22 protein-coding genes, 2 tRNA genes and 1 pseudogene are annotated in these 18756 nt (G+C 57.3%); 14 read left to right on the top strand and 11 right to left on the bottom strand.

The window, feature by feature from the left end; translation table 11 throughout:
- Positions 1–57: 57 nt before the first annotated feature.
- A complete protein-coding gene (locus BP846_RS02150; RefSeq protein WP_292392403.1) occupies positions 58–204 on the top strand; it encodes a 50S ribosomal protein L40e in 147 nt (48 codons plus the stop codon).
- A 128-nt stretch (positions 205–332) separates the two neighbouring features.
- Here BP846_RS02150 and BP846_RS02145 read toward each other — a convergent pair whose 3' ends face one another.
- Together BP846_RS02145 and BP846_RS02140 are read right to left on the bottom strand one after the other, a co-directional pair.
- Positions 333–983 carry a putative phosphothreonine lyase domain-containg protein gene (locus BP846_RS02145; protein WP_292392402.1) on the bottom strand — a complete coding sequence of 217 codons (651 nt, stop codon included), beginning with the start codon at positions 981–983 and terminating at the stop codon, positions 333–335.
- Between the two features lie 43 nt (positions 984–1026).
- Positions 1027–1791, bottom strand: coding sequence for a sulfide-dependent adenosine diphosphate thiazole synthase (locus BP846_RS02140; RefSeq protein ID WP_292392401.1), 765 nt, complete (start codon positions 1789–1791; stop codon positions 1027–1029).
- 139 nt (positions 1792–1930) lie between these two features.
- Between BP846_RS02140 and htpX the strand changes: the two genes are divergently transcribed.
- From htpX to BP846_RS02115, 5 genes are all read left to right on the top strand, one after another.
- Entirely contained in the window at positions 1931–2809 is an 879-nt protein-coding gene (gene htpX, locus BP846_RS02135) for a zinc metalloprotease HtpX (protein WP_292392400.1), read from the top strand.
- A 474-nt stretch (positions 2810–3283) separates the two neighbouring features.
- Positions 3284–4594 (top strand): fasciclin domain-containing protein, encoded by a 1311-nt coding sequence (locus BP846_RS02130; protein ID WP_292392399.1) that lies wholly within the window; start codon positions 3284–3286, stop codon positions 4592–4594.
- A 601-nt stretch (positions 4595–5195) separates the two neighbouring features.
- On the top strand, positions 5196–6389 hold the full coding sequence (locus BP846_RS02125) for a hypothetical protein (protein WP_292392398.1): 1194 nt from the start codon (positions 5196–5198) through the stop codon (positions 6387–6389).
- 162 nt (positions 6390–6551) lie between these two features.
- A tRNA-Gly gene (locus BP846_RS02120) sits at positions 6552–6622 on the top strand.
- A 2-nt stretch (positions 6623–6624) separates the two neighbouring features.
- A tRNA-Val gene (locus BP846_RS02115) sits at positions 6625–6698 on the top strand.
- A gap of 98 nt (positions 6699–6796) precedes the next feature.
- Here the strand turns inward: BP846_RS02115 and BP846_RS02110 are convergent.
- The 3 genes from BP846_RS02110 to BP846_RS02100 form a co-directional block, all read right to left on the bottom strand.
- Positions 6797–7297 carry a shikimate kinase gene (locus BP846_RS02110; RefSeq protein ID WP_292392397.1) on the bottom strand — a complete coding sequence of 167 codons (501 nt, stop codon included), beginning with the start codon at positions 7295–7297 and terminating at the stop codon, positions 6797–6799.
- A gap of 174 nt (positions 7298–7471) precedes the next feature.
- Entirely contained in the window at positions 7472–7885 is a 414-nt protein-coding gene (locus BP846_RS02105; protein ID WP_292392396.1) for a hypothetical protein, read from the bottom strand.
- Positions 7886–8346: 461 nt separating this feature from the next.
- Entirely contained in the window at positions 8347–8634 is a 288-nt protein-coding gene (locus BP846_RS02100) for an antibiotic biosynthesis monooxygenase family protein (RefSeq protein ID WP_292392395.1), read from the bottom strand.
- Between the two features lie 218 nt (positions 8635–8852).
- Between BP846_RS02100 and BP846_RS13095 the strand changes: the two are divergent.
- A pseudogene (locus BP846_RS13095) lies at positions 8853–9719 on the top strand (NRAMP family divalent metal transporter); the annotation flags it as partial.
- Positions 9720–9771: 52 nt separating this feature from the next.
- Positions 9772–10191: a divalent metal cation transporter gene (locus tag BP846_RS02090; protein ID WP_292392393.1), complete on the top strand. Its 420-nt coding sequence runs from the start codon at positions 9772–9774 to the stop codon at positions 10189–10191.
- A gap of 202 nt (positions 10192–10393) precedes the next feature.
- Here the strand turns inward: BP846_RS02090 and BP846_RS02085 are convergent, their stop codons facing one another.
- The 4 genes from BP846_RS02085 to BP846_RS02070 all read right to left on the bottom strand — a co-directional run bounded on the left by BP846_RS02085 (position 10394) and on the right by BP846_RS02070 (position 14801).
- Positions 10394–10573 (bottom strand): hypothetical protein, encoded by a 180-nt coding sequence (locus BP846_RS02085; RefSeq protein ID WP_292392392.1) that lies wholly within the window; start codon positions 10571–10573, stop codon positions 10394–10396.
- A 177-nt stretch (positions 10574–10750) separates the two neighbouring features.
- Positions 10751–11218 (bottom strand): hypothetical protein, encoded by a 468-nt coding sequence (locus BP846_RS02080; protein WP_292392391.1) that lies wholly within the window; start codon positions 11216–11218, stop codon positions 10751–10753.
- A gap of 39 nt (positions 11219–11257) precedes the next feature.
- Positions 11258–14626, bottom strand: coding sequence for a HEAT repeat domain-containing protein (locus BP846_RS02075; RefSeq protein ID WP_292392390.1), 3369 nt, complete (start codon positions 14624–14626; stop codon positions 11258–11260).
- 40 nt (positions 14627–14666) lie between these two features.
- Entirely contained in the window at positions 14667–14801 is a 135-nt protein-coding gene (locus BP846_RS02070; protein ID WP_292392389.1) for a hypothetical protein, read from the bottom strand.
- A 216-nt stretch (positions 14802–15017) separates the two neighbouring features.
- On the opposite strand from BP846_RS02070, the gene BP846_RS02065 reads away from it, so the two are divergent.
- The 3 genes from BP846_RS02065 (at position 15018) to BP846_RS02055 (ending at position 15931) form a co-directional block, all read left to right on the top strand.
- Complete coding sequence (locus BP846_RS02065; RefSeq protein ID WP_292392388.1) at positions 15018–15398, top strand: alpha/beta fold hydrolase; 381 nt, start codon at positions 15018–15020, stop codon at positions 15396–15398.
- Positions 15399–15461: 63 nt separating this feature from the next.
- Entirely contained in the window at positions 15462–15614 is a 153-nt protein-coding gene (locus tag BP846_RS02060; RefSeq protein WP_292392387.1) for a hypothetical protein, read from the top strand.
- Positions 15593–15931, top strand: a complete 339-nt coding sequence (locus tag BP846_RS02055) for a hypothetical protein (RefSeq protein ID WP_292392386.1) — start codon at positions 15593–15595, stop codon at positions 15929–15931. The genes BP846_RS02060 and BP846_RS02055 overlap by 22 nt, the downstream gene beginning before the upstream one ends.
- On the opposite strand, the gene BP846_RS13050 is transcribed toward BP846_RS02055, so the two are convergent.
- Complete coding sequence (locus BP846_RS13050; protein WP_349680746.1) at positions 15856–16074, bottom strand: hypothetical protein; 219 nt, start codon at positions 16072–16074, stop codon at positions 15856–15858. The genes BP846_RS02055 and BP846_RS13050 overlap by 76 nt on opposite strands.
- A 221-nt stretch (positions 16075–16295) precedes the next feature.
- Between BP846_RS13050 and BP846_RS02050 the strand changes: the two genes are divergently transcribed.
- Entirely contained in the window at positions 16296–17492 is a 1197-nt protein-coding gene (locus BP846_RS02050; protein ID WP_292392385.1) for a serine hydrolase domain-containing protein, read from the top strand.
- A gap of 51 nt (positions 17493–17543) precedes the next feature.
- Here the strand turns inward: BP846_RS02050 and BP846_RS02045 are convergent, their stop codons facing one another.
- On the bottom strand, positions 17544–18035 hold the full coding sequence (locus BP846_RS02045; RefSeq protein WP_292392384.1) for a putative immunity protein: 492 nt from the start codon (positions 18033–18035) through the stop codon (positions 17544–17546).
- 211 nt (positions 18036–18246) lie between these two features.
- Between BP846_RS02045 and BP846_RS02040 the strand changes: the two genes are divergently transcribed.
- Positions 18247–18369 carry a hypothetical protein gene (locus tag BP846_RS02040; RefSeq protein ID WP_292392383.1) on the top strand — a complete coding sequence of 41 codons (123 nt, stop codon included), beginning with the start codon at positions 18247–18249 and terminating at the stop codon, positions 18367–18369.
- A 113-nt stretch (positions 18370–18482) separates the two neighbouring features.
- Entirely contained in the window at positions 18483–18755 is a 273-nt protein-coding gene (locus BP846_RS02035; RefSeq protein ID WP_292392382.1) for an ACT domain-containing protein, read from the top strand.
- The last annotated feature ends 1 nt before the right edge of the window (position 18756 follow it).

Here is an 18756-nt window from a genome sequence, read left to right as displayed (position 1 = left end):
GAACTGTTAATAGTAGCAAGAACGAATAGTATGCATCTGACAAGTGGTGTTTTCAACATGGCAAGATTTCCCGAAGCTGAAGCACGTCTGCTCAATGTAAAGGTCTGTATGAAGTGCAACGCCCGGAACGCAATCCGTGCAACCCGCTGCCGCAAGTGCGGCTCGGATGAACTCCGGCCCAAGTCCAAGGAACGGAAGGCGTAACGCCGTTGCAGCGCTCGCGCGTTATACATCCACCCGGGTGCGGCCCCCGGTCACAAACGGGGCCGGGAGCCGGTATACTCTTTTTCAGGTGTTGTGGGGTAGAGCAGGGAGCGGGAGCAGCCCGTCCTTCAGGCACTGTAATAGGTGACCCGTCTGCCCTCTTCGCTGTACTCGCCCCGATAGGTCTCGATGTTACGCTTGTAGCCGATCCGCTCCACAAAACCGATGTCGCGAAGCCGTTCGCGGACCCGCATCACGTCCGCCTCGTCAGCCCAGTCCCGGGTGTAGACGTAGATGACCGCCCGCTCGTCGCGTGAGTCCGGGTTCGGCCTCGCGGTGCTGACTTTTGCGGATATCCCGAGCATTCCTCTCGCCGTCTCGTCCCGGACCTTCTTCCACGCTGCATCCACCTCGCCCACGGGGACGAAGATGAGCCATTTTCCTACCCGCTCATCATCGAGGCCTCGCGCGAGAGGCCCCGGAGCATCCTGGACGATCCAGTACATCTGCGTCGTCCTCGAGGGCAGGACGCCCTCGCCAGTCCTGATAAGCCCGTAGATCGCGTTGATATCCCCGAACCGCCGGAGGAGCGCCTCGGCGAGCACGGGGTAATCCTCCCGGAACCGCCCGAAGGTCTCGCGGAGATCGACTTCAAAATCGGTTCCCTGCTCGACAAGTTCAAACAGGTGCGGACCCCGGGCACGGAGTTCGCGGTTGAGGAAGGTCTCAAAGATCCCGTATGCGACATCGGCCAGGGACTCCGGATCGATCTCTTCCATACCTATTGGTAACTGCCCGGGCGGTAAAAATAGTTCTGAAGTGTCAACGGCCCAGCCTCTCTGCGACCAGTTCAGCGGCCCGCTCCCCGGAGAGGAGCATCCCGCCAAAGATCGGTCCCATACGGCACTCCCCGGCAACGGCGTTTGCCGCCATCCCGGTGACGAAGAGGCCAGGGAAGACTTCTTTTGTGTGATCGAGGATCTGTGACTCGGCACGTTCGGCCCACATGAAACTCTCGCCCCTGACCTGAAGTCTGCCGCCTTTCCGCTCGATCATGCGGGCGACCATGGCGTCGTGGCCGGTCGCGTCGACGGTGCAGGTGCAGGCCACGGTGAGCGGGTCGACGTGCAGCCCGGCCATATCGACCGGCGTCCAGTTGATGACGAGACCGCCGACCCTGCCGTCGCCCCTGACCATGACGTCCTCGACGGTGGTGAGGTTGAAGAACTCGACACCGGCATCGCAGGCTGCCGCGGTGAGTTTGGAGACCGCTTCAACCGATTTTGCGACGTAGTAGCCCGGCTCGAACTCCCGGTAGGCGATCCCGAACCGGTCGAGGAGCCGCCGTGCTTCTTCCTGGACGACGATCCGGGGAAACATCATCCCGCCGCCCCACATGCCGCCGCCGACACTGAGTTTCTTCTCGATGAGTGCGCACCGAGCACCCCTCTCGCCGAGGAGCGCTGCACAGGCGAGCCCCGACGGCCCGCCGCCGATGACGGCGGCGTCCATATCGAGGTAATCGATGAATGTCCTGTGCTGCTCCTCGAGGATAGCCCTGCTGATGGTCACTTCGTTGAGTGTCATCCAATCAATATTATATCGCCTCAACGAGATAAGAGCACTGGCGCGTGGTGCCGGATACGCCGGAGACCGGTTCAGATGTGAGCGCCCGGAGAGAGTCCGGCATATATCTTAATAGCATCCAGTCCAATAGATCTCTGTCATGAAGTGGACGCGCGACTTCGGTCTCACGATGAGGATGCTTTTAACGTCGTTCCTGCTCCTCATAGTCTACCTGATCTTTCTGGGCGTCCTCTACGCCCTCGGATTCCCCTTTGAGTTCCTCCTGCTGGTGGCTGCCGGGATGGCGTTCCTCCAGTATTTCTTCTCCGATAAACTGGTGCTCTGGAGCACCGGCACCCGGATCGTCGAAGAGGACGAGTACCCGGAACTGCACCGGATGATCGAGCGTCTTGCCACCGCTGCAGACCTCCCGAAGCCGAAGATCGGGGTCATGCCCTCGCCGGTGCCGAACGCGTTTGCGACCGGGAGAGGCCCGAGCCATGCCGTCGTGGCGGTGACCGACTCGATCATGCGGATGCTCACCCCTGCTGAGCTTGAGGCGGTGCTCGCCCATGAGATGTCGCATGTGAAGAACCGGGATATGCTGACCCTGACGATGGCGAGTTTCATATCGATGCTCGCCTTCCTGATCATGCGGAACTGGATCTTCATGGGGCTCTTCGGCAACCGCGACAACAACAACATGGGCGCGCTGATCCTGGTCTACGTCGTCTCGATCGTCGTCTGGCTGGTGAGCACCCTGCTCACCCGTGCTCTCTCCCGCTACCGGGAGTTTGCTGCGGATCGGGGCAGCGCTGCCCTGACAAACAACCCCCAGGCGCTGATATCGGCGCTCCAGAAGATCAGCGGGCGGATGGATTACATCCCCGCTGAGAAGAAACGGGAAGTGGAGGGCGCAAACGCCTTCTTCATCATACCGGCGCTCTCCGGGAACACCCTGATGGAGCTCTTCTCCACGCACCCGTCGCTCGAGAAGCGTGTGGCCGCCCTTGAGGACCTGGCGGCCGGGGCGCCGTGAACTATAACGGCCCCCGGAACCGTAGAAAACCCATCTTTTTTTGAGACCAACTCCCGTTGCAGAGAAACTGTGGGGTTTTCGTTCCCATACCTCCGGGTGGCGCCACCTTTACCGGTACCCGCCCCGTCCTGTTCATCTCCGCCCGTACCGGCGACCCTCCTTGTAGTGGTGCTCACCCTCACGCCGTGCTGCCGGGAGAGAGCCGCATACCGGAATCCAGGGGATTTAACAGTCGATTGCCGCATTGATGGACTCCATAATTTTATTTTAAGATAAATATATATCATCTTTTTACCAAGAGGTGCCCGCTCTGTCAGTCACGGCATGACCCCGAACACCCCCGGAGATCCGGCGAAGCGGCCTTGCGTGCCACGTCGGTGCTGCCCGGGAGATAAAACCCGTTCCCACCGTTGTCCTCATCACGACCCGGCCCCAGTCATGAGCACCCGGGTCCGGCAGAAACAGGTGATTAAAATGACTTTAAGAAGAGTCTGGAGTATCCTTGCCGTTATGTGCATCCTCACCCTGGCCGGTCCCGTCCTCGCGACCCCGGTGGCGGAGGATCTGTCGCAGCTCCTTTCTTTGGGCGATGCCCGGAAGGTGAGCCCCGCGACAGTAGTGTTCGCGCAGGGGGATGACCTCGTAGGTGAACTTCCAGAGAGCATGGAGGTCATAGGGAGGTATGACATCACCATCGATCCGGCTGAGGCTTTTACAATCCAGCCCGTCAACCTCGATAGCCCCATTCAGGCGAAGAGAGATACGCCGATCGGTGCACTGGATGCAGTAGCGAGGGCAGGGGCGTTGAATTACTCGACATACCTTTACAAGACCAGAAACATGTTGATGATCGAAAACATCAACGACTATGGTGACCAGGAAAACCGGCACTGGTATGCGTTCTATGACAATGGAACCTACATCATCGCAAGCGGGGATATGTGGAAGTACTCCGTATCCAATGGTGAAACCATCTGGCTCATCTACTGCGATCTCACGGATTTCGACTCCCAGCAGGAACATTTCTGGGACCGGGCCGTTGCAGGGCTGTCGATCAAGGTCACGCACGGCAAAGCCAACGTGACTCCGGGACCGACCACACCAGGACCGGTAGTAGTAGGACCGACCGCACCAGGACCGGTAGTAGTAGGTCCGACCACACCGGGACCGGTAGTAGTGGGGCCGACCACACCAGGACCCGTTGAGGGGAAGAGTCTCATCGATGTGATCGCCGCGAACGATAACCTGTCATTCTTTGCGGTCGTGCTCAACGCAACAGATCTGGTGACCACGCTACAGAGCGGCGGGCCGTATACGGTCTTTGCGCCGGGCAACGATGCGTTTTGCAATCTGTCGCGCGAAGCCTTCTCCAGGATCTTCGTCGATCAAAACGAGCGGACGCGGGTTCTCTCCGCCCACGTGGTCAACGGTAGTTATACGACCGCAGATCTCCTGAACATGACGCAGGGCGGGAATACAACGACGCTCAGCACCCTTGCCGGGGAGAACCTGACGGTCTCCGCGAACGGCAGCGTTCTCAACGTCAACAACGCCATGATCATCGTCCCGGACATCAGTGCCAGTAACGGCGTCGTCCATATCATCGATAAGGTCCTTGGCCTGCCAGTAGAGGGGCCGGCGCCGACCACACCAGCGGTGGTGACTCCGGAGCCGACCATGCCCACGGGGGTGGTACTGCCGCCGACGACCCCCACAGTGGAGACTTCAGGGCCGACCGCACCAGCGGTGGTGACACCGATGCCGACCATGCCCACGGCGGGGTAGTGGTGACCCCGGCATCATCGGTTGCGGCGGCCCGCGCCTGTCCGGGGACGGCACACGGCTGCCACCCTCACCTCTTTGCATCCGGTGGTAGCTAGGAGCGGGGGCCTCTGGAGGCGCTCCGTGAGCAGAGGGCTCTGCCGGCGATGGGGTATGACAGGTCTTCCAGCCCGGGAGGGCGCCTGAGCCGGAAGCCTTCCCGGGATTTTTCGGGAGGGTTCGGCAACCCGCCGCCAGCCTTCCCGGAAATCCCCGCCGCGGGGCGGCAGGAGGAAGATGGCGTACCGGGCCGGGCAGGGGTAGGCGGACCCGGGCCCCGCAACGGTATGCTGGAGGAGAGGGAGATCCGTATCTTTTTGAGCGGTACGATGGGTAGAACGGCTGAGGGTGGTGATGCGGGATGAGCGGCGTCAGGAGATGGACGATAGTCATAACCTGTATTCTGGTACTCTGTCTGGCTGGAACCGTATCCGGGAGCAAACAGGCGCCTGATCCGGACGATACTGTATGGCCTGACGGAGTTCCCCTCACCCGTGCGGTCCACGGGGGGGACCAAGATGATCCGTCCCCGTATGTGGTGAACGAGAGTCGTGGGGAAATGCGAGTGGCGCATAACCATACGCCCGGCGACCGGAAGATGTTCATCTGCACCAATTTTGCGACGGACGAGGACTACACCATCAACGCAACGTGTGTAGCGATCGGAGAGCACTGCTACGTTTTTGTCGAGGAAGGCTGGCCTCCTGCACAGAGGGAGGCTACGGATCTCATGAACGCCTTCGATCATATCATATATCCCATGGTTACGGCGACGTTCGGCAACGAGACGGGCGTCGACAGGGACCCCAGGGTGTACATCGTGCTGCTCGACATCCGTGACGACAGCCTTTACAACAGTACGAGTGCTACCACATTAGGATATTTTGATGGAAACGCTAAAAACAAGATAGACGTCGTCTTCCTGGATATCGACCAGCGGGGGACCGAGAAGAAGTCAACACTCGCTCACGAGTACCAGCACCTCGTCCATCACTCCCACGACGCCCACGAGAGGAAGTGGATCAATGAAGGATGCAGCGGGTATGCGGAACTCCTCTGCTTCGGCACCCAGAACCAGAAAATCGTCCAATTCTTCACCCGTCTCCCCGGCACCTCCCTCATGGTGACTGATAACCAGTGGGACAGTTCGGATGACAAGACAACCGGAGCGCACTACGGGGCAAGCTTTCTCTGGATCCTCTACCTTGCGGAGAACTACGGAGATCGTTCGGGGTATCCCGGCCACGAGGTGTTCCTGAAGAACCTCGTGGCAAACGAGCTCCCTGGGATGCAGGGGGTCACCACGACGCTTGCGGGGTACGGGTTTGCAGAGTCGTTTGAGGACGTCTTCAAACGCTGGGTGGTCGCCAATTACCTCGATGCAGACGGGGCTGATCCACCATTTGGGTATGCCGGGATCAACCTCACCCGACACCCGCAGAGGGCCGGGTGGGTCAACCTCAGCACAGAGACCGGGTTATCGCACTCGTTCCCCCGGAAGGAACTCCTGCCCTGGTCCGCCGCCTACTACGAGGTAGAAACACGCGACCCGGCCCAGGTTTCGTACACGAACGACCGGGGCTTCTGGATGGAGAAGGTCGTCAACCGGGACGGGGAGGTGGTCGTCGTCGTCTCGCCCCTTGAGGACCGGGGGGCGTTCGTCCTGACGGTATCGGAGGAGGCGGGCAACCGGTCCGCCGGCACCGCGGCGAACGGGACGCCCCCGCTCACGCCTGCAGCACCCAGGGTGGCCAGGTGAACCAACCGCCCGGCGTGCCGCAGGCTGCCGGGCGGACTACCGTCAGACCGGCCGGGGGGCTGCAGGGAGCAGGCGCCGGGTTCCGCGGCGGTGGGCGGGGGCCCCGTGGTCAGGGATATCTTAATAACTCATAGCGCCAGAAATGTATAGACGTACCAGTACGCATCGATGGTCTAGTGGTATGACTTTGGCCTTCCAAGCCAATAGCCCGGGTTCAATTCCCGGTCGATGCATGGGGCTCGTGGTCTAGCTGGTTATGACGTCGCCTTCACACGGCGAAGATCTCGTGTTCGAATCACGACGAGCCCATCCTTAACGGCTTTTGCGTTGAAACGAGACAATCTCGGCCAATTCCTGTTCTGACGTCGTACACAAACTGACCGGAATCCGGGCGCCATCCGGACTCTTCACAGCGCTTCGATCACGTCCCCGACCACAGACTCAAGACCCTCACCCGAACACGCGATGGTGAGATCGGCATACTTCTCGTAGAGCGGCGCACGCTCGTCGTACATCCCCCGGAGGCTCTGGCCCGGAAGGAGGACAATCCCCCGGGTCGTGATGTTCTTGAGCCGCTTTTTCATCTCCTCGTACGCGATCTCCAGGTATACGACCGCCCCTGCCGACTTCAGGTGTGCCATCGCAGCCCCGCTGCACACCACGCTGCCGCCCGTCGCAATCACTGCACGGCAGGGATGAAGCGAGAGGATCGTCTCTTCTTCGATCCACTTGAACACATCAGGCCCGTCCTTGTCAAGGATCTCCTGGAGCATCCTCCCGGTCCGCTCCTGGATCAGGATATCCGTATCGATGAACTGCATCCCGAGGGATTTTGCCAGGATGACGCCCACGGTGCTCTTCCCTGCACCGGGCATGCCGATGAGGATGATGTTTTTGTGGTGATGCATACTGCTTCCCGGAACCCGAGGGACAGAGGGTTCGTTGATATCTCTGTGGGATTCCGAGGAAGATGAAGGTTGTCCGGGTGATCATCCCTCATCTACGGTCATGACGCTTCGACATACCAGAAATTCGAGATCCTGGATGCCATCCATGATGGAGAGGCAGGCCCTACCTAAAAATTATCGAAGCAGGTAAAGGATTAACATATCTTCATCCAGATCATAGTCGTCGACTATGACACGATAATGCTTCTGAAAGGGTTTCGGTGAATCGGGGGGGATCCCCAGCGTTTTGCATGCTTCAAAATAGTCAGTCCCTCCTCCTATGAACCATGGGATATCTTCATTTGAAAAAAGCGGAGACAAATGAATACAGAGATTACAAAGGGCAAAATACTCCCCTTCTTTGGGATCCTCTTCGGTCCTACAATAGTAGTCAAACAACTCTGAAAATTTAATCACTTCGTTCCCATAATCCTCGTACAAAACTCTGGTCATCGACAATTCATCAAGATCTTCTTCTACATCGATATTCCCCACCTCATCATTTGCAGTATCAGTCCCTTGATCCCTCGGGAGCTCCTCTTGCGCCATGAATCTCAATTAACCCACACATAGATAAGAGTAATACACGAGGGTTCAACCGCGTAGAACGTTTAGTTCAGGCCGTTTGCCGGGTCTGAGGTCAACGGTACACCTGACTACGTAGACGATCTGCTCATCCTCACAGGCGCCGTTGATATGTGCGGGATTAAGGATGTATTTCAAGTGTTCTTCTGTGGGATCAGCATAGACGTGCTTTTCATACCTGAACGCCACATCGGCCCATACGCGGCGATGGGAGAGACCATAACCAGCAGGAGCATATAATCACAAGCCACGCAGGAAAACAAGATCTCTAATGACTGATTATCCTGTAGTTACAATCTTGTCTCAAAGAGGCTCAAGTCCCCTCCCCTCACACTGTTATTCGGGGAAATAAGCATCTACGGTTTCTACAACCCTCACATTTAGTACCGCGTCGTTAAACTTCCGCAGACGTCATTTCATGCAAGTTACAGGTCGACAACGTCGTAGAAATGTGGTTTCGGATTTCCGTCCATCAGGAGGTCGCCTTTCGCACGCAGAATCTCATGCTCCTTGCTCGTATGCATCTTCATGAACGTGTCCTTACTCCGGTGCTCGACGATCGCCGCGTACGATCCCTTATCCGAGATCAGGAGTCTTCGTGAAATAAACCCGTCATGCTTCATAAAAGCCGCATTGGACTCCTTAAACCACTCCCTAAATTCAGCATCCTTCCCATTCTTGATCGGCGGAAACTCCACGATATTGACGAACATAACAACCTCCCCAAACACTTCAACAGATGAGTGAGTGTTCCCGAGCGAGCCTGTGTATAACCATAGGCATATAGAAGTTTCCTTGATCCCACGATATCGCGGGGATCACTTGTTCTGGACGAAGCACGGAGGAACCATCGACATAACAACATATATGCAAAGAACCCCAGGTGATTGCTCATATCATCTCCCATAGTCAGTGATCATCACAGGAAACCATGGCGCAATCGCCGCAACCCGCATCGCCGCCGGCGCAGCAATATCGGGGAAACAGGAGCGCAGTGCTCCTGAAAGACCTGAAAAAGCTGCTCGGAAAAGTCGGTCCCGGCTTTATCACCGGTGCGGCCGATGACGATCCCTCCGGTGTCGCGACCTACGCGCAGACAGGCGCAATCTTTGGGTACAGCCAGCTCTGGCTCGTCTGGTTCACCTCTCCGTTCATGATCGTCATCCAGCAGATGTGCGGCCGGATCGGCATGGTGACAGGGAAAGGGCTGGCCGGCGTTATCCTCGATAACTATCCTAAGCCGGTGCTGTATGTAACGGTCTCATCGCTCGTGGTCGTGAACACGATCAACATCGGCGCGGATCTCGGAGCAATGGCCTCCTCGGCGCAGATGCTCCTGGGGTTGCCGTTCCTCTTCTGGCTGGTTCTCATCACGGGGTCCACCATCGCCCTCGAGGTCCTCGTCCCCTACAAAATTTACTCAAGAATCCTCAAGTACCTGGCGCTGACCCTCTTCACGTACGTTCTCGCTGCCTTCGTTGTCCGGCTGGACTGGGATGAGGTTCTTTACGCCACGCTGATCCCGCACATCGAGATCTCGGCTGCCTTCCTGCTCAACATCGTCGCAATCCTGGGCACGACGATCTCCCCGTACCTGTTCTTCTGGCAGGCGTCCGAGGAAGTCGAAGAAGAGGTTGCCGACGGCCGGATCCCCGACATGGGCGCCAGGAGACCTTGCGTGACGAGGCGGGGTATCGTTAAGATGAACCGGGACACGGTCATAGGGATGTTCTTCTCCCAGATTATCATGTTCTTCATCATCGTCACCACAGCCGCCACCCTGCATGCCAGCGGGATCACCACCATCCAGACCGCATCACAGGCAGCTGAGGCCCTGCGGCCGCTGGCCGGTGACCTTCTCCTACCTGCTCTTCGCAGCCGGTATCATCGGCACGGGTCTCCTCGCAGTCCCGGTGCTGGCCGGTGCGTCGGCTTATGCCGTAGCCGAGACAGCCGGGCTGAGAGAGGGGCTCGGCAAGAAACCCGGCCGGGCTCCGGGGTTCTACGTGGTGATCGCCCTATCCGCACTGGTCGGCATGTCCCTCGACCTGCTCGGGATCAGCCCGATCACAGCACTCTACTATGCAGCAGCGCTGAACGGCCTGTCCGCGCCGCCACTGATGGCGCTGGTCACCAGAAGTGCGAACAGGGAGGATATCATGGGCCGGTTCGTCAACTCAAGAGCGAGCAACGTTCTCGGATGGGTGATTGTGCGGGTCATGGCCCTGACCGGTGCGGCGCTCATAATCAACCTGGCGATAGGACGATGACAGAGTAACCTAAGGGAGCGGGTCGCCTCATCGGTCGGGCCCGATATGGCTGGAGGTCTGCCGCAATATTTATTCATCCATAGTTGGCCTGTGGTCCTATCGGGAAGGTCGTCCCAAACTGCAGATCGCATCGAGGGAAACCATGACGAAATCATCCTCCCCCAATCTCACCCGGCTGACGTATCACCGGATCTACACGGACTCACCGGGTGACTCTCACTTTGATGCCGTGACGGCCGACCACATGCCCGATCACTTCCGCAAGCGTTGCCGCGGAGGTCATCCTCATCTCAACCCCCGCTGCCTCAAGCGCGTAGCCGGCCGCTCTCCCCGAGAGCGAATGACGCACAAGGATCACATCAATCTCGTGCGCCAGCAGCATCTCCGCCACCTGTCCGCCCTCTTCCGGGATCCTGCCTTTACAACGAGCATCACATTGATCGTTGAAAGTCTGTGCATCCCCATCCGTCAGGATTGCCAGGCGCCCAGGAAGCATCCAAAAAAGGTGTGGACTTTGTCGCTCGGTGGTCTGTCAATAGTCAAACAATCCGAGATGAAGTCACTCCTCTGGCAGATTTTTCGTCCACGCTTTACAAAACTCTTCGTACGTAGGACGGAAGAACCGCTTGACAATGATAGCAGCAACAACTGCTGCCAAGGCCGCCGCTATACCCAGGTGTGAAACCAGAACTCCGGCCAGTAGCGCTCCGACTGCTATGTCACTAATACCTAACTCGTTTCCGAGTTTTTTGCGATCCTCCTCATCTTCCGCTTCCGTTCCGCAGAGGAGTTTATGTGCCTCCACAGTCCATCTATCGAACAACCGTTGACCGAACTGGCGAATTTCATCCATTGGTCCCATTACTGCCATATCGTATGTAACTTCAAGATCAAATGATCCTGTCATCAGGTATGGATCCTGAGCGAGCGCCTTTGTACGCATTCCGAGCTCTTTATACAACTGATCTTCATCTTTACGAAGAAGTTGTTCAACCGCCGGTTTAGCCGCTTCCTCTAAATTTTTCATAAGGTTACTCCCACAACTCAAGGCTTTCATTCACATATCTCAACCATTGCCTGAAGGCTGATCCGCAGAACCTGTTTCTGCCGGCCGTTGTATCGGTAGAGGCTTGAAGGAATGCATGACCGAACCATAAACAGTATACGCAAGGCCAAGGGGATTTTTCCTCTCCATGAAGTAGCGAGACGCCCCTAAAACAGCCTTCCCGACACTGTCACCCCCTAATAGATCTTTAAAGAACTGTTTTGCAAACGGACAGGCGAATACAGCAGCCATGGGGCATTCCGTTCCAATCACGCACGATGCCCCCCTGTTAAGAAATACATGAATGAAGCTTTCTTTCAGGGTAGGGACAACCTGAGCCGATTCACACATGTTCAGGAAGACGATCGGCCGGGTTTTTTTCAGTGTCCAATCCTTATCGGCATATAATTTGTCGAGATAAAGCTTGCCGCAGGCGAGCTCTATCCAGGATCTATCCTTTTCATATTGCCCGGATGTGAGCGCCCAGTATAAATCCTCAAAAATCCTCTTTCGAGGATCGGTCTTCGCGTAACTTTTATACTTACTGATGAACAATTGGAGGTAATCCTCCAAACCGACAATTGTTTTTCGGGGTTTTGTATGACCATGTGTAAAGAAGTAGAGAATGTCCCAATCGGATTTCAACTGTCTGATGCATACATTGGCGTCAGTGATAGGTAATGTTTCTTCGATACGGCCGGTTGTATCAGAAAGATCATGGAACAACTGTATATGCTCTTTGCTGTTTGGGAACTGGTCCCAAAGCATAAAACAGAGTCTGAGTTTCTCAAGATAGACCGGATTGTCACCTGTAGAGGGCTTATCGATCACGCGCTGCTCTATACAGTAGCGGAGACCCCAGAAGTCCATTGGATCGGGATCTCTGTCGTCCTCCACCTTTCGGTCATAAAGCAGTGCCCATGGAAAGACGAAGTCTGCTGAATCTTTGTCATCAGGTATAATCTGGATGGTGCTGTCTCTGGGCAAGGGATGTTCTTCCAACCAGTTGCCTATGTAAAAGAGAGCGCTGTTAGTATCATATCTGAACAGCATACTCCATAACCTGCTTCCCTCCTCTGCCAATTTGCGGATGTGCTTCCGGAAATCGTCTTCATCGCACGTAAGTTCCTGAAGGAACGTCTTATCCATTACAATCTCGGACCAGAGGGTTCTCACCATGATAAGCTCATTTTCCAGAGCCGCTTCATCAAGGCGAAGAGGTGCTGAAAACTCAATTTTCTGTTTTATGTTATTGTAAAATAAAAATCTCAGCAAATATTTATCGGCCACTTTTTTAATGATGATAGTCATGTCCCGGGGAAGGATATCGGCCATATCCGGCGGTTCCTGTTCGAACTGATCGTACTGTATTGAAATCGTTTTATCGAGACCTAGCTTGGAAGTAGGGGGTTCATCTCTCTTTTCGATGACCTCAGCCTGTATGGTAATCTTCTCAAGATAGAAGAAATCGCATAACAGGCGCAAGGAGATCTTTGCCAAATCTTTCGAGTCCGTTGTCTCTTTTTTTGGTTGTACCCGGAACCAGGCGGGATCAGCAATATCCCCGGAGGGAGGAAGTATGAATGTCTGTACATTCTCCTCGATATCGAAATCATCCCCCTCTGCTACGACCATTATCGTCACCGGGCGGTCACGCTTTGGCTCCTCGATAGGCCGACGTTCACCAACCGTTGGCGGCACACCGGCAGGTTTGGTTTTGACAGTTACCTGCAAGCGATACCATTCGGATCGCACTAACGGTTCTCCTGTCGCGATCTGACGTACCTGATCATCATCAAAGAATGCAACATCCGCATATCGGGGTTCAGTCGGGCCGGTCACAGCGGTCTCGATGACCGTATCGACCGGCGATTCTTTCTCTTCCGTATGATCCGGTTGGGATGAGGGGAGCAACACAGCAGGTGCCGGAGCGGGAGCACAGTGCATCCTGACCGGGCCTCGATCCCCAGGGAGAGCACGCTCAAACATTGCGAGACCTAAACGTACTTCCCTTCGCACGTGTTCATTGGGATCATCCGCACGTTTCGCAAGAGTTGAGGTGATTGTAGAAACGGATCCCGGGACTCTCATATAGTTGAGTGCTTTTACAGGTTGACTCCGAGCCGGTAATTTTCTTGGAGGTTGTTCGAGAGACTTACGCAAAGAGCGTCCAAGGGAGGAGGCGACAACGCGCCGCACTTCCGGCTCAGGATCCTCCAGTCCACCAATAATAGTATCAACAGCCTCCTGTTTGGGGATCATCATGAGCGCATCTGCTGCCGCTTCCTTCACCAGCACATCCTGCCCCTGGAGCAATTCACGCAAAGGTGCAACACACTCGTCAGTCCCATAGAGCCCAAGTGCCTTTGCAGCCCATGCCCTTACCCGGACGTCCTCATCCGAAAGCGTCCCGGTTAAGGCGTCCAGAACATCCAGGGCAAGGGAGTGATCACGATGAGAAATACCATCCCTGGATAATATCCCCCCCAAGGTCCCCAGTGACAGGAGTGCCTCTTTTCGTATATCCAGATCCTGATCCGTCGTTACCGGCAGCAAGCCATCAATCGCAGCAGTTATAGTTCTACTCCAGTCCGCATCCTTAAATGCCTCTTCAAAATCGATGAGACCGAGCGTTCTCGTGGCCTCAAGGCGGACATGAAAGTCGGGATCAGCCAAACCTTCGACCAGCAGGGCGACACTTGGCAGCCCGATCTGACCCAGTGCCTTTGCCGCTTCCTGTACGACCTGGAGATCCTCGTCCTTGAGAGCTGCCACCAGCGACTGAACCGCTTCTTCCGCTTTGAGATCACCGAGCGCCATGGCGGCACCCATCCTGACGGAGGGATGAGGAGAAACAAGAGCCTTCAGGAGCGGCGGGGTAACCCTGTAACCCATTCTCGATAGGATGGAGGCCGCCCCCATGAGAATCCGGAAATCCGGGTTATCCAGCGCGTCAATAAGCGATGATACGGCATCTGTGCCAACCTCTTTGAGCAGGATATCCCGAACTATTTCCCGGGCCTCCGGCCTCTCGCTAGATAGACCGATGATCAGAGTAGAAATAGCTCGTTTATCCTTGAGTCTTCCCAGGGTCTGTGCATATTCTTTAAATTCTGCATCCGCAACATCACCACATTCAAGAGCGTTATTAAACGCAGAAATAAACGACTCGGTCGCCTGCGGGTCTCCTCGTTCCGCTAACGCCCGGGCAGCAGAAATCCGGACATCTGAATCAGAATCACCACATAACGCAGCGATTAAAGCATGCAAGGACTCATCGTCCTTAAGTTTTCCCAAGAAAGCTGCTGCGGCTTCTCGGTCCCTCCAGTCTGGAGCATGCTGCAGGTCATGGACATACTGATCCATTGCGGTGCTTTTTCCCCTCTTCATACACTACCTCCAGGGGATCGGCCTCAATATCCTGGCTCCTTTAACTCTCCGGGCCGAACGTTATAGCCCAATCGTGCACGGCCTCCGGGTAGGACGGCCCGGTTTTTGTCGTCTCTTCAAGGTAGATCCTCCATATGAATCCGTTCTGTTGTAACGCCTGGCGAAATGTCTCCATGTCACCCCGCCTCCGCATCCTGTGCAAGGCCGTGTCCCACTAACAGGGCCACTATGAATGCGAACAGAATATAATGTCTCAAATACGTTCCCCCCTCTGCGGTTGGAATATCAGCCTGACAAGAAAAACTTTTTGCCTTGGCGGCCCAACTACCCCCCCAGGCAATCAATTATCTTTATCGCTATGCTGTGAAAGGAGCCCGCCTGAGCAGCCCCGATGGCAGCGGCGCACACCATTCCGCGGGAGTTCGCGGACGAGGATTACGTTCTGGAGCCCTCGCGCTTTGAGAACCTGAATGCTCCCATCATGCTCCTGCAGGGCGAGAACAGCCCGGAACATCTCAGGGCCAGTACAGAGGCGGTGCATGCGGCGTTACCGAACAGCAGGATCATTGGCATACCCAGGCAACAGCACGTCGCGATGAGCACCGCACCGGAACTCTTCGTCCATCTGGTCACCGGGTTTTCTGATGGAGCCGGACTGACCATGTCGGGGTACGTTGACCCGGACGGATTCAAACGCGCCAGAATACTGGGACCATTTTCGGGCACCTCGTTTTGCATTCCACATATTTTCTGCTCCTTTTTCCCCCTGTAGCCGCACATGCCTGTCAGCGCCAGGGGAGAAAACCTATGTATGAGATATATACTTTATTGTTACATGGAAGATCGGCCCATAAAGGTCCTGGTCATCATGGGCAGCGCCCGGAAGGCAAACACCTACCGCGCAGCCGAGCGGATCCGCGAGATTCTCCAGGAGGAGGCAGCGGTGAACCGGAGGTTGCCGCCCGGGTGGGGGTCACCTCCAACGTGACCATGGGCCCTCTCCCTGCCCACCGGGTGCGGGAGAACGAACGGGAGTTGCAGGCGGTGGCAGAGGCCTTTCTTGCCGCACTCCAGAGGGAAGCGCGGGCAAAGCCGGGATTGTTCGACGTAATGGCGCTCCATATCGGGAGGTCGCCCTGCGATAAACTGGGCGAATCAGCTCCCGCGGAACACGCCTACTGGGCCGGGAAGGGGAGGCGCTACTTTGTGGATGTGCCGGTCAACCTGGTCTACCATGCCCTGGGCGTAGTGATGGAGTGGTACATGCGGCGGCAGGTGCGGAGGGATCTGCGGGAGGTGGGGTGAAGAGACGGGGCGAAGGCAGGAGACGAGGGTTGGTCTAGGGGGTGGTTGCCGCGATCAGCACCGGCCGGGTCCGCCGCCACGACGGCTTTGAGCACATAGTAGGCCGCCCCGTAGGCGTGCTGGGGGACGTGTGCGGTCGCCACCGCCAAGCCCGCGGTGCGGGCAGAGCAAAGCAGGGCGCGTCATGTTCCTTCGCATCGCGGGCAGCGGCATGAGCCCCAAGCGAAGCCCCCGCGGGTCTCGGTCATTCTGAAGAACAAGTCCTAACAACAAGCAGAGGAGGAAGTTACAGAGACCTGATCTCCGATGGAGGAATTGCAGAACCAATTTAGCAACGGGAGGAGAGGAGGGTGTGGAGGCTCGAATGGATGATAACGCCGTAGGAGGGTTTGTCAGGCCGGGGTTTGAGGCGGTGCGGGAGACGTTTATAGAGAATTTCCGGCGCCGCGGGGAGCTTGGAGCAGCCTGTTGCGTATACTATCGCGGGGAAAAAGTTGTCGACCTCTGGGGCGGCATCCGGAACAGGGCGATGGGCGAACCGTGGGAGAAAGACACGATGGCCCTGGTCTTCTCCACAACGAAGGGCATGGCCGGCCTCGCTATGGCGCTCGCTCATTCGCGGGGCCTCTTTAGCTACGACGAGCGTGTGAGCGCGTACTGGCCGGAGTTTGCCCGACAGGGCAAGAGGGAGATCACGATTCGGCAGCTGCTTTCGCATCAGGCCGGGCTCTTCGCCCTGGACGAGCGGCTGGACAGGAGCCTCGTCGCGGACCTCGACAGGCTGGCGGTCGTACTCGCGCGGCAGAAACCGGCCTGGGAGCCGGGAACGCGCCAGGCTTACCACGGCATCACCCTCGGGTTCTACGAGAGCGAACTGCTCCGTCGGGTCGATCCGGAACACCGAAGTCTGGGACAGTTCTTCCAGGAGGAGATCGCCGATCCGCTGGAACTCGACTTCTACATCCGGCTGCCGGAAGAGATCCCGAACTCCCGGCTGGCACCGCTTGAACGGCCACGCAACATGGCGGCGATGCTCTTCACGATGCCTCTCCCGCTCGTGCTCTCCGCGATGAACCCGCGCTCACGCTTCCGCAGGTGCCTGCTGGGGTCGGAGCTGCCGGAGGGGGATAGAGAACACATTTACGCCCGGAACCTGGAGGTGCCCGCAGGGGGAGGTGTCGGAACAGCCCGGGCCATGGCTCGGGCCTACAGTGTCTTCGCAACCGGGGGAAGAGAACTCGGACTACGTGAGGAGACGCTCCGGTGCCTGATGGCACCTGCGGTCCCGCCGGTCCACGGGTTTCGTGACGAGTGCATGAAGGTGGAGATCCGGTTCTCGCTCGGCTTTATGAAGCCGGACCCTGAGAACCCCTTTGGCCATCCGACCTCCTTTGGAGCCCCCGGTTCCGGGGGCTCCTTTGGTTTTGCCGACCCGCACGCCGGGATCGGCTACGCATACATCCCAAACCAGATGGGGGTTCATCTGCAGGACCCAAGGGAAGGCGCACTCCGCACGGCGATGTACCGCTCCATCGGGGAGCCGGACCCGTACCATATGTGAAGGGGAGGCCGCAGGCAGGGCACACGCGAGACCCACGGCTCACCACCCTCATCAAAACCCCTCGCCCTTCCACAGTTTGATAGAGACCCCGCCCCTGCGTACCTGAACGGCAATCCTGCCCATGATCTCCTCTCTCAGCCCCTCGGCAAGCCTTCCCGCCTGCCACTCCCGCTCCGCGGCAGCCTTAGCCGCAGCACCGGCCGGGTCCGCAGCCGCGACGGCTTTAAGCGCATAGTAGGCCGCCCCATAGGCATGCTGGGGAACGTGCGCGGTCGCTACCGCCTGACCCGCGGCACGGGCAGCAAAACAGGCCGCGTCGTTCTCTTTCGCATCGCGGGCAGCGGCATGAGCCCCAAGCGAAGCCCCGCGGATCTCGGCCATCCTGAACACGCCCGTCCGGACCCACGTCCGGCACGCTTCGATGGCCTTGCGCGGCCGGTCATCCCCGGGATAGGCCTCTTCAAAGAGCGGGAGCACCCGCTCGGCGCAGTCCGCAGCCCAGGTTGCCATCGTCATCTGGTCCTCTCTGCTGTACTTCTTCACAAGCAGGTGGTATGAGCCTCCAGTATTTTGAGATACCACAGGGAAGGCTACGTCAACCTATGTTGACATAGCACCGACACCCCTCTTCTAAGTCAACGCGAGTTGACTTACACGGACCCGCCCTCACGTACGAGCGCCGCTCCGCAGAACAGGCAGGCCCTCCTACAGGGCACCCGATCCCCCACAGCTACAGCCGCAGAGGGATTGAATTATGGTGCATGAACGCTTCACCCGGCACCATCGCCTGTTCAGAAGAACGGCGGCCCGGGCCGTCTTCCTCCTTCTCGCGATCGTCTTCGGGCGGGCCCGGCGGGCACCGGAAGAAGCCGGATAACACCGCTCCGCGGTCAGGGCTCTGCGGGTGAACGATCTTGCGACGATGCTCCCCGGCAAACCTTGAATCACCGGCACATTCAATCAATAACCAGCACAAGGACAGGAGAGAGCATGAGCAAGACAATCATCACCGTCGTCGGAAAGGATGCAGTGGGGATCATCGCGAAGATCTGCACGTATCTTGCCGAAAACCAGGTCAATGTTGAGGATATCTCGCAGACGATCGTGCAGGGGTACTTCAATATGATGATGATCGTCGATACCAGCGGATCAACAAAACCGTATGCCGAAATGGTGATCGAACTTGAAGACCTCGGCGATGATATCGGCGTTAAAGTCCGGTGCCAGCGGGAGGACATTTTTACGAAAATGCACCGTATCTGAG

It is taken from the genome of Methanoculleus sp. UBA303 (assembly GCA_002501655.1).
Lineage (GTDB): Archaea > Halobacteriota > Methanomicrobia > Methanomicrobiales > Methanoculleaceae > Methanoculleus.
Note: the sequence above shows the minus strand (reverse complement) of the source record. Positions and strands in the feature narration are given on the sequence as shown.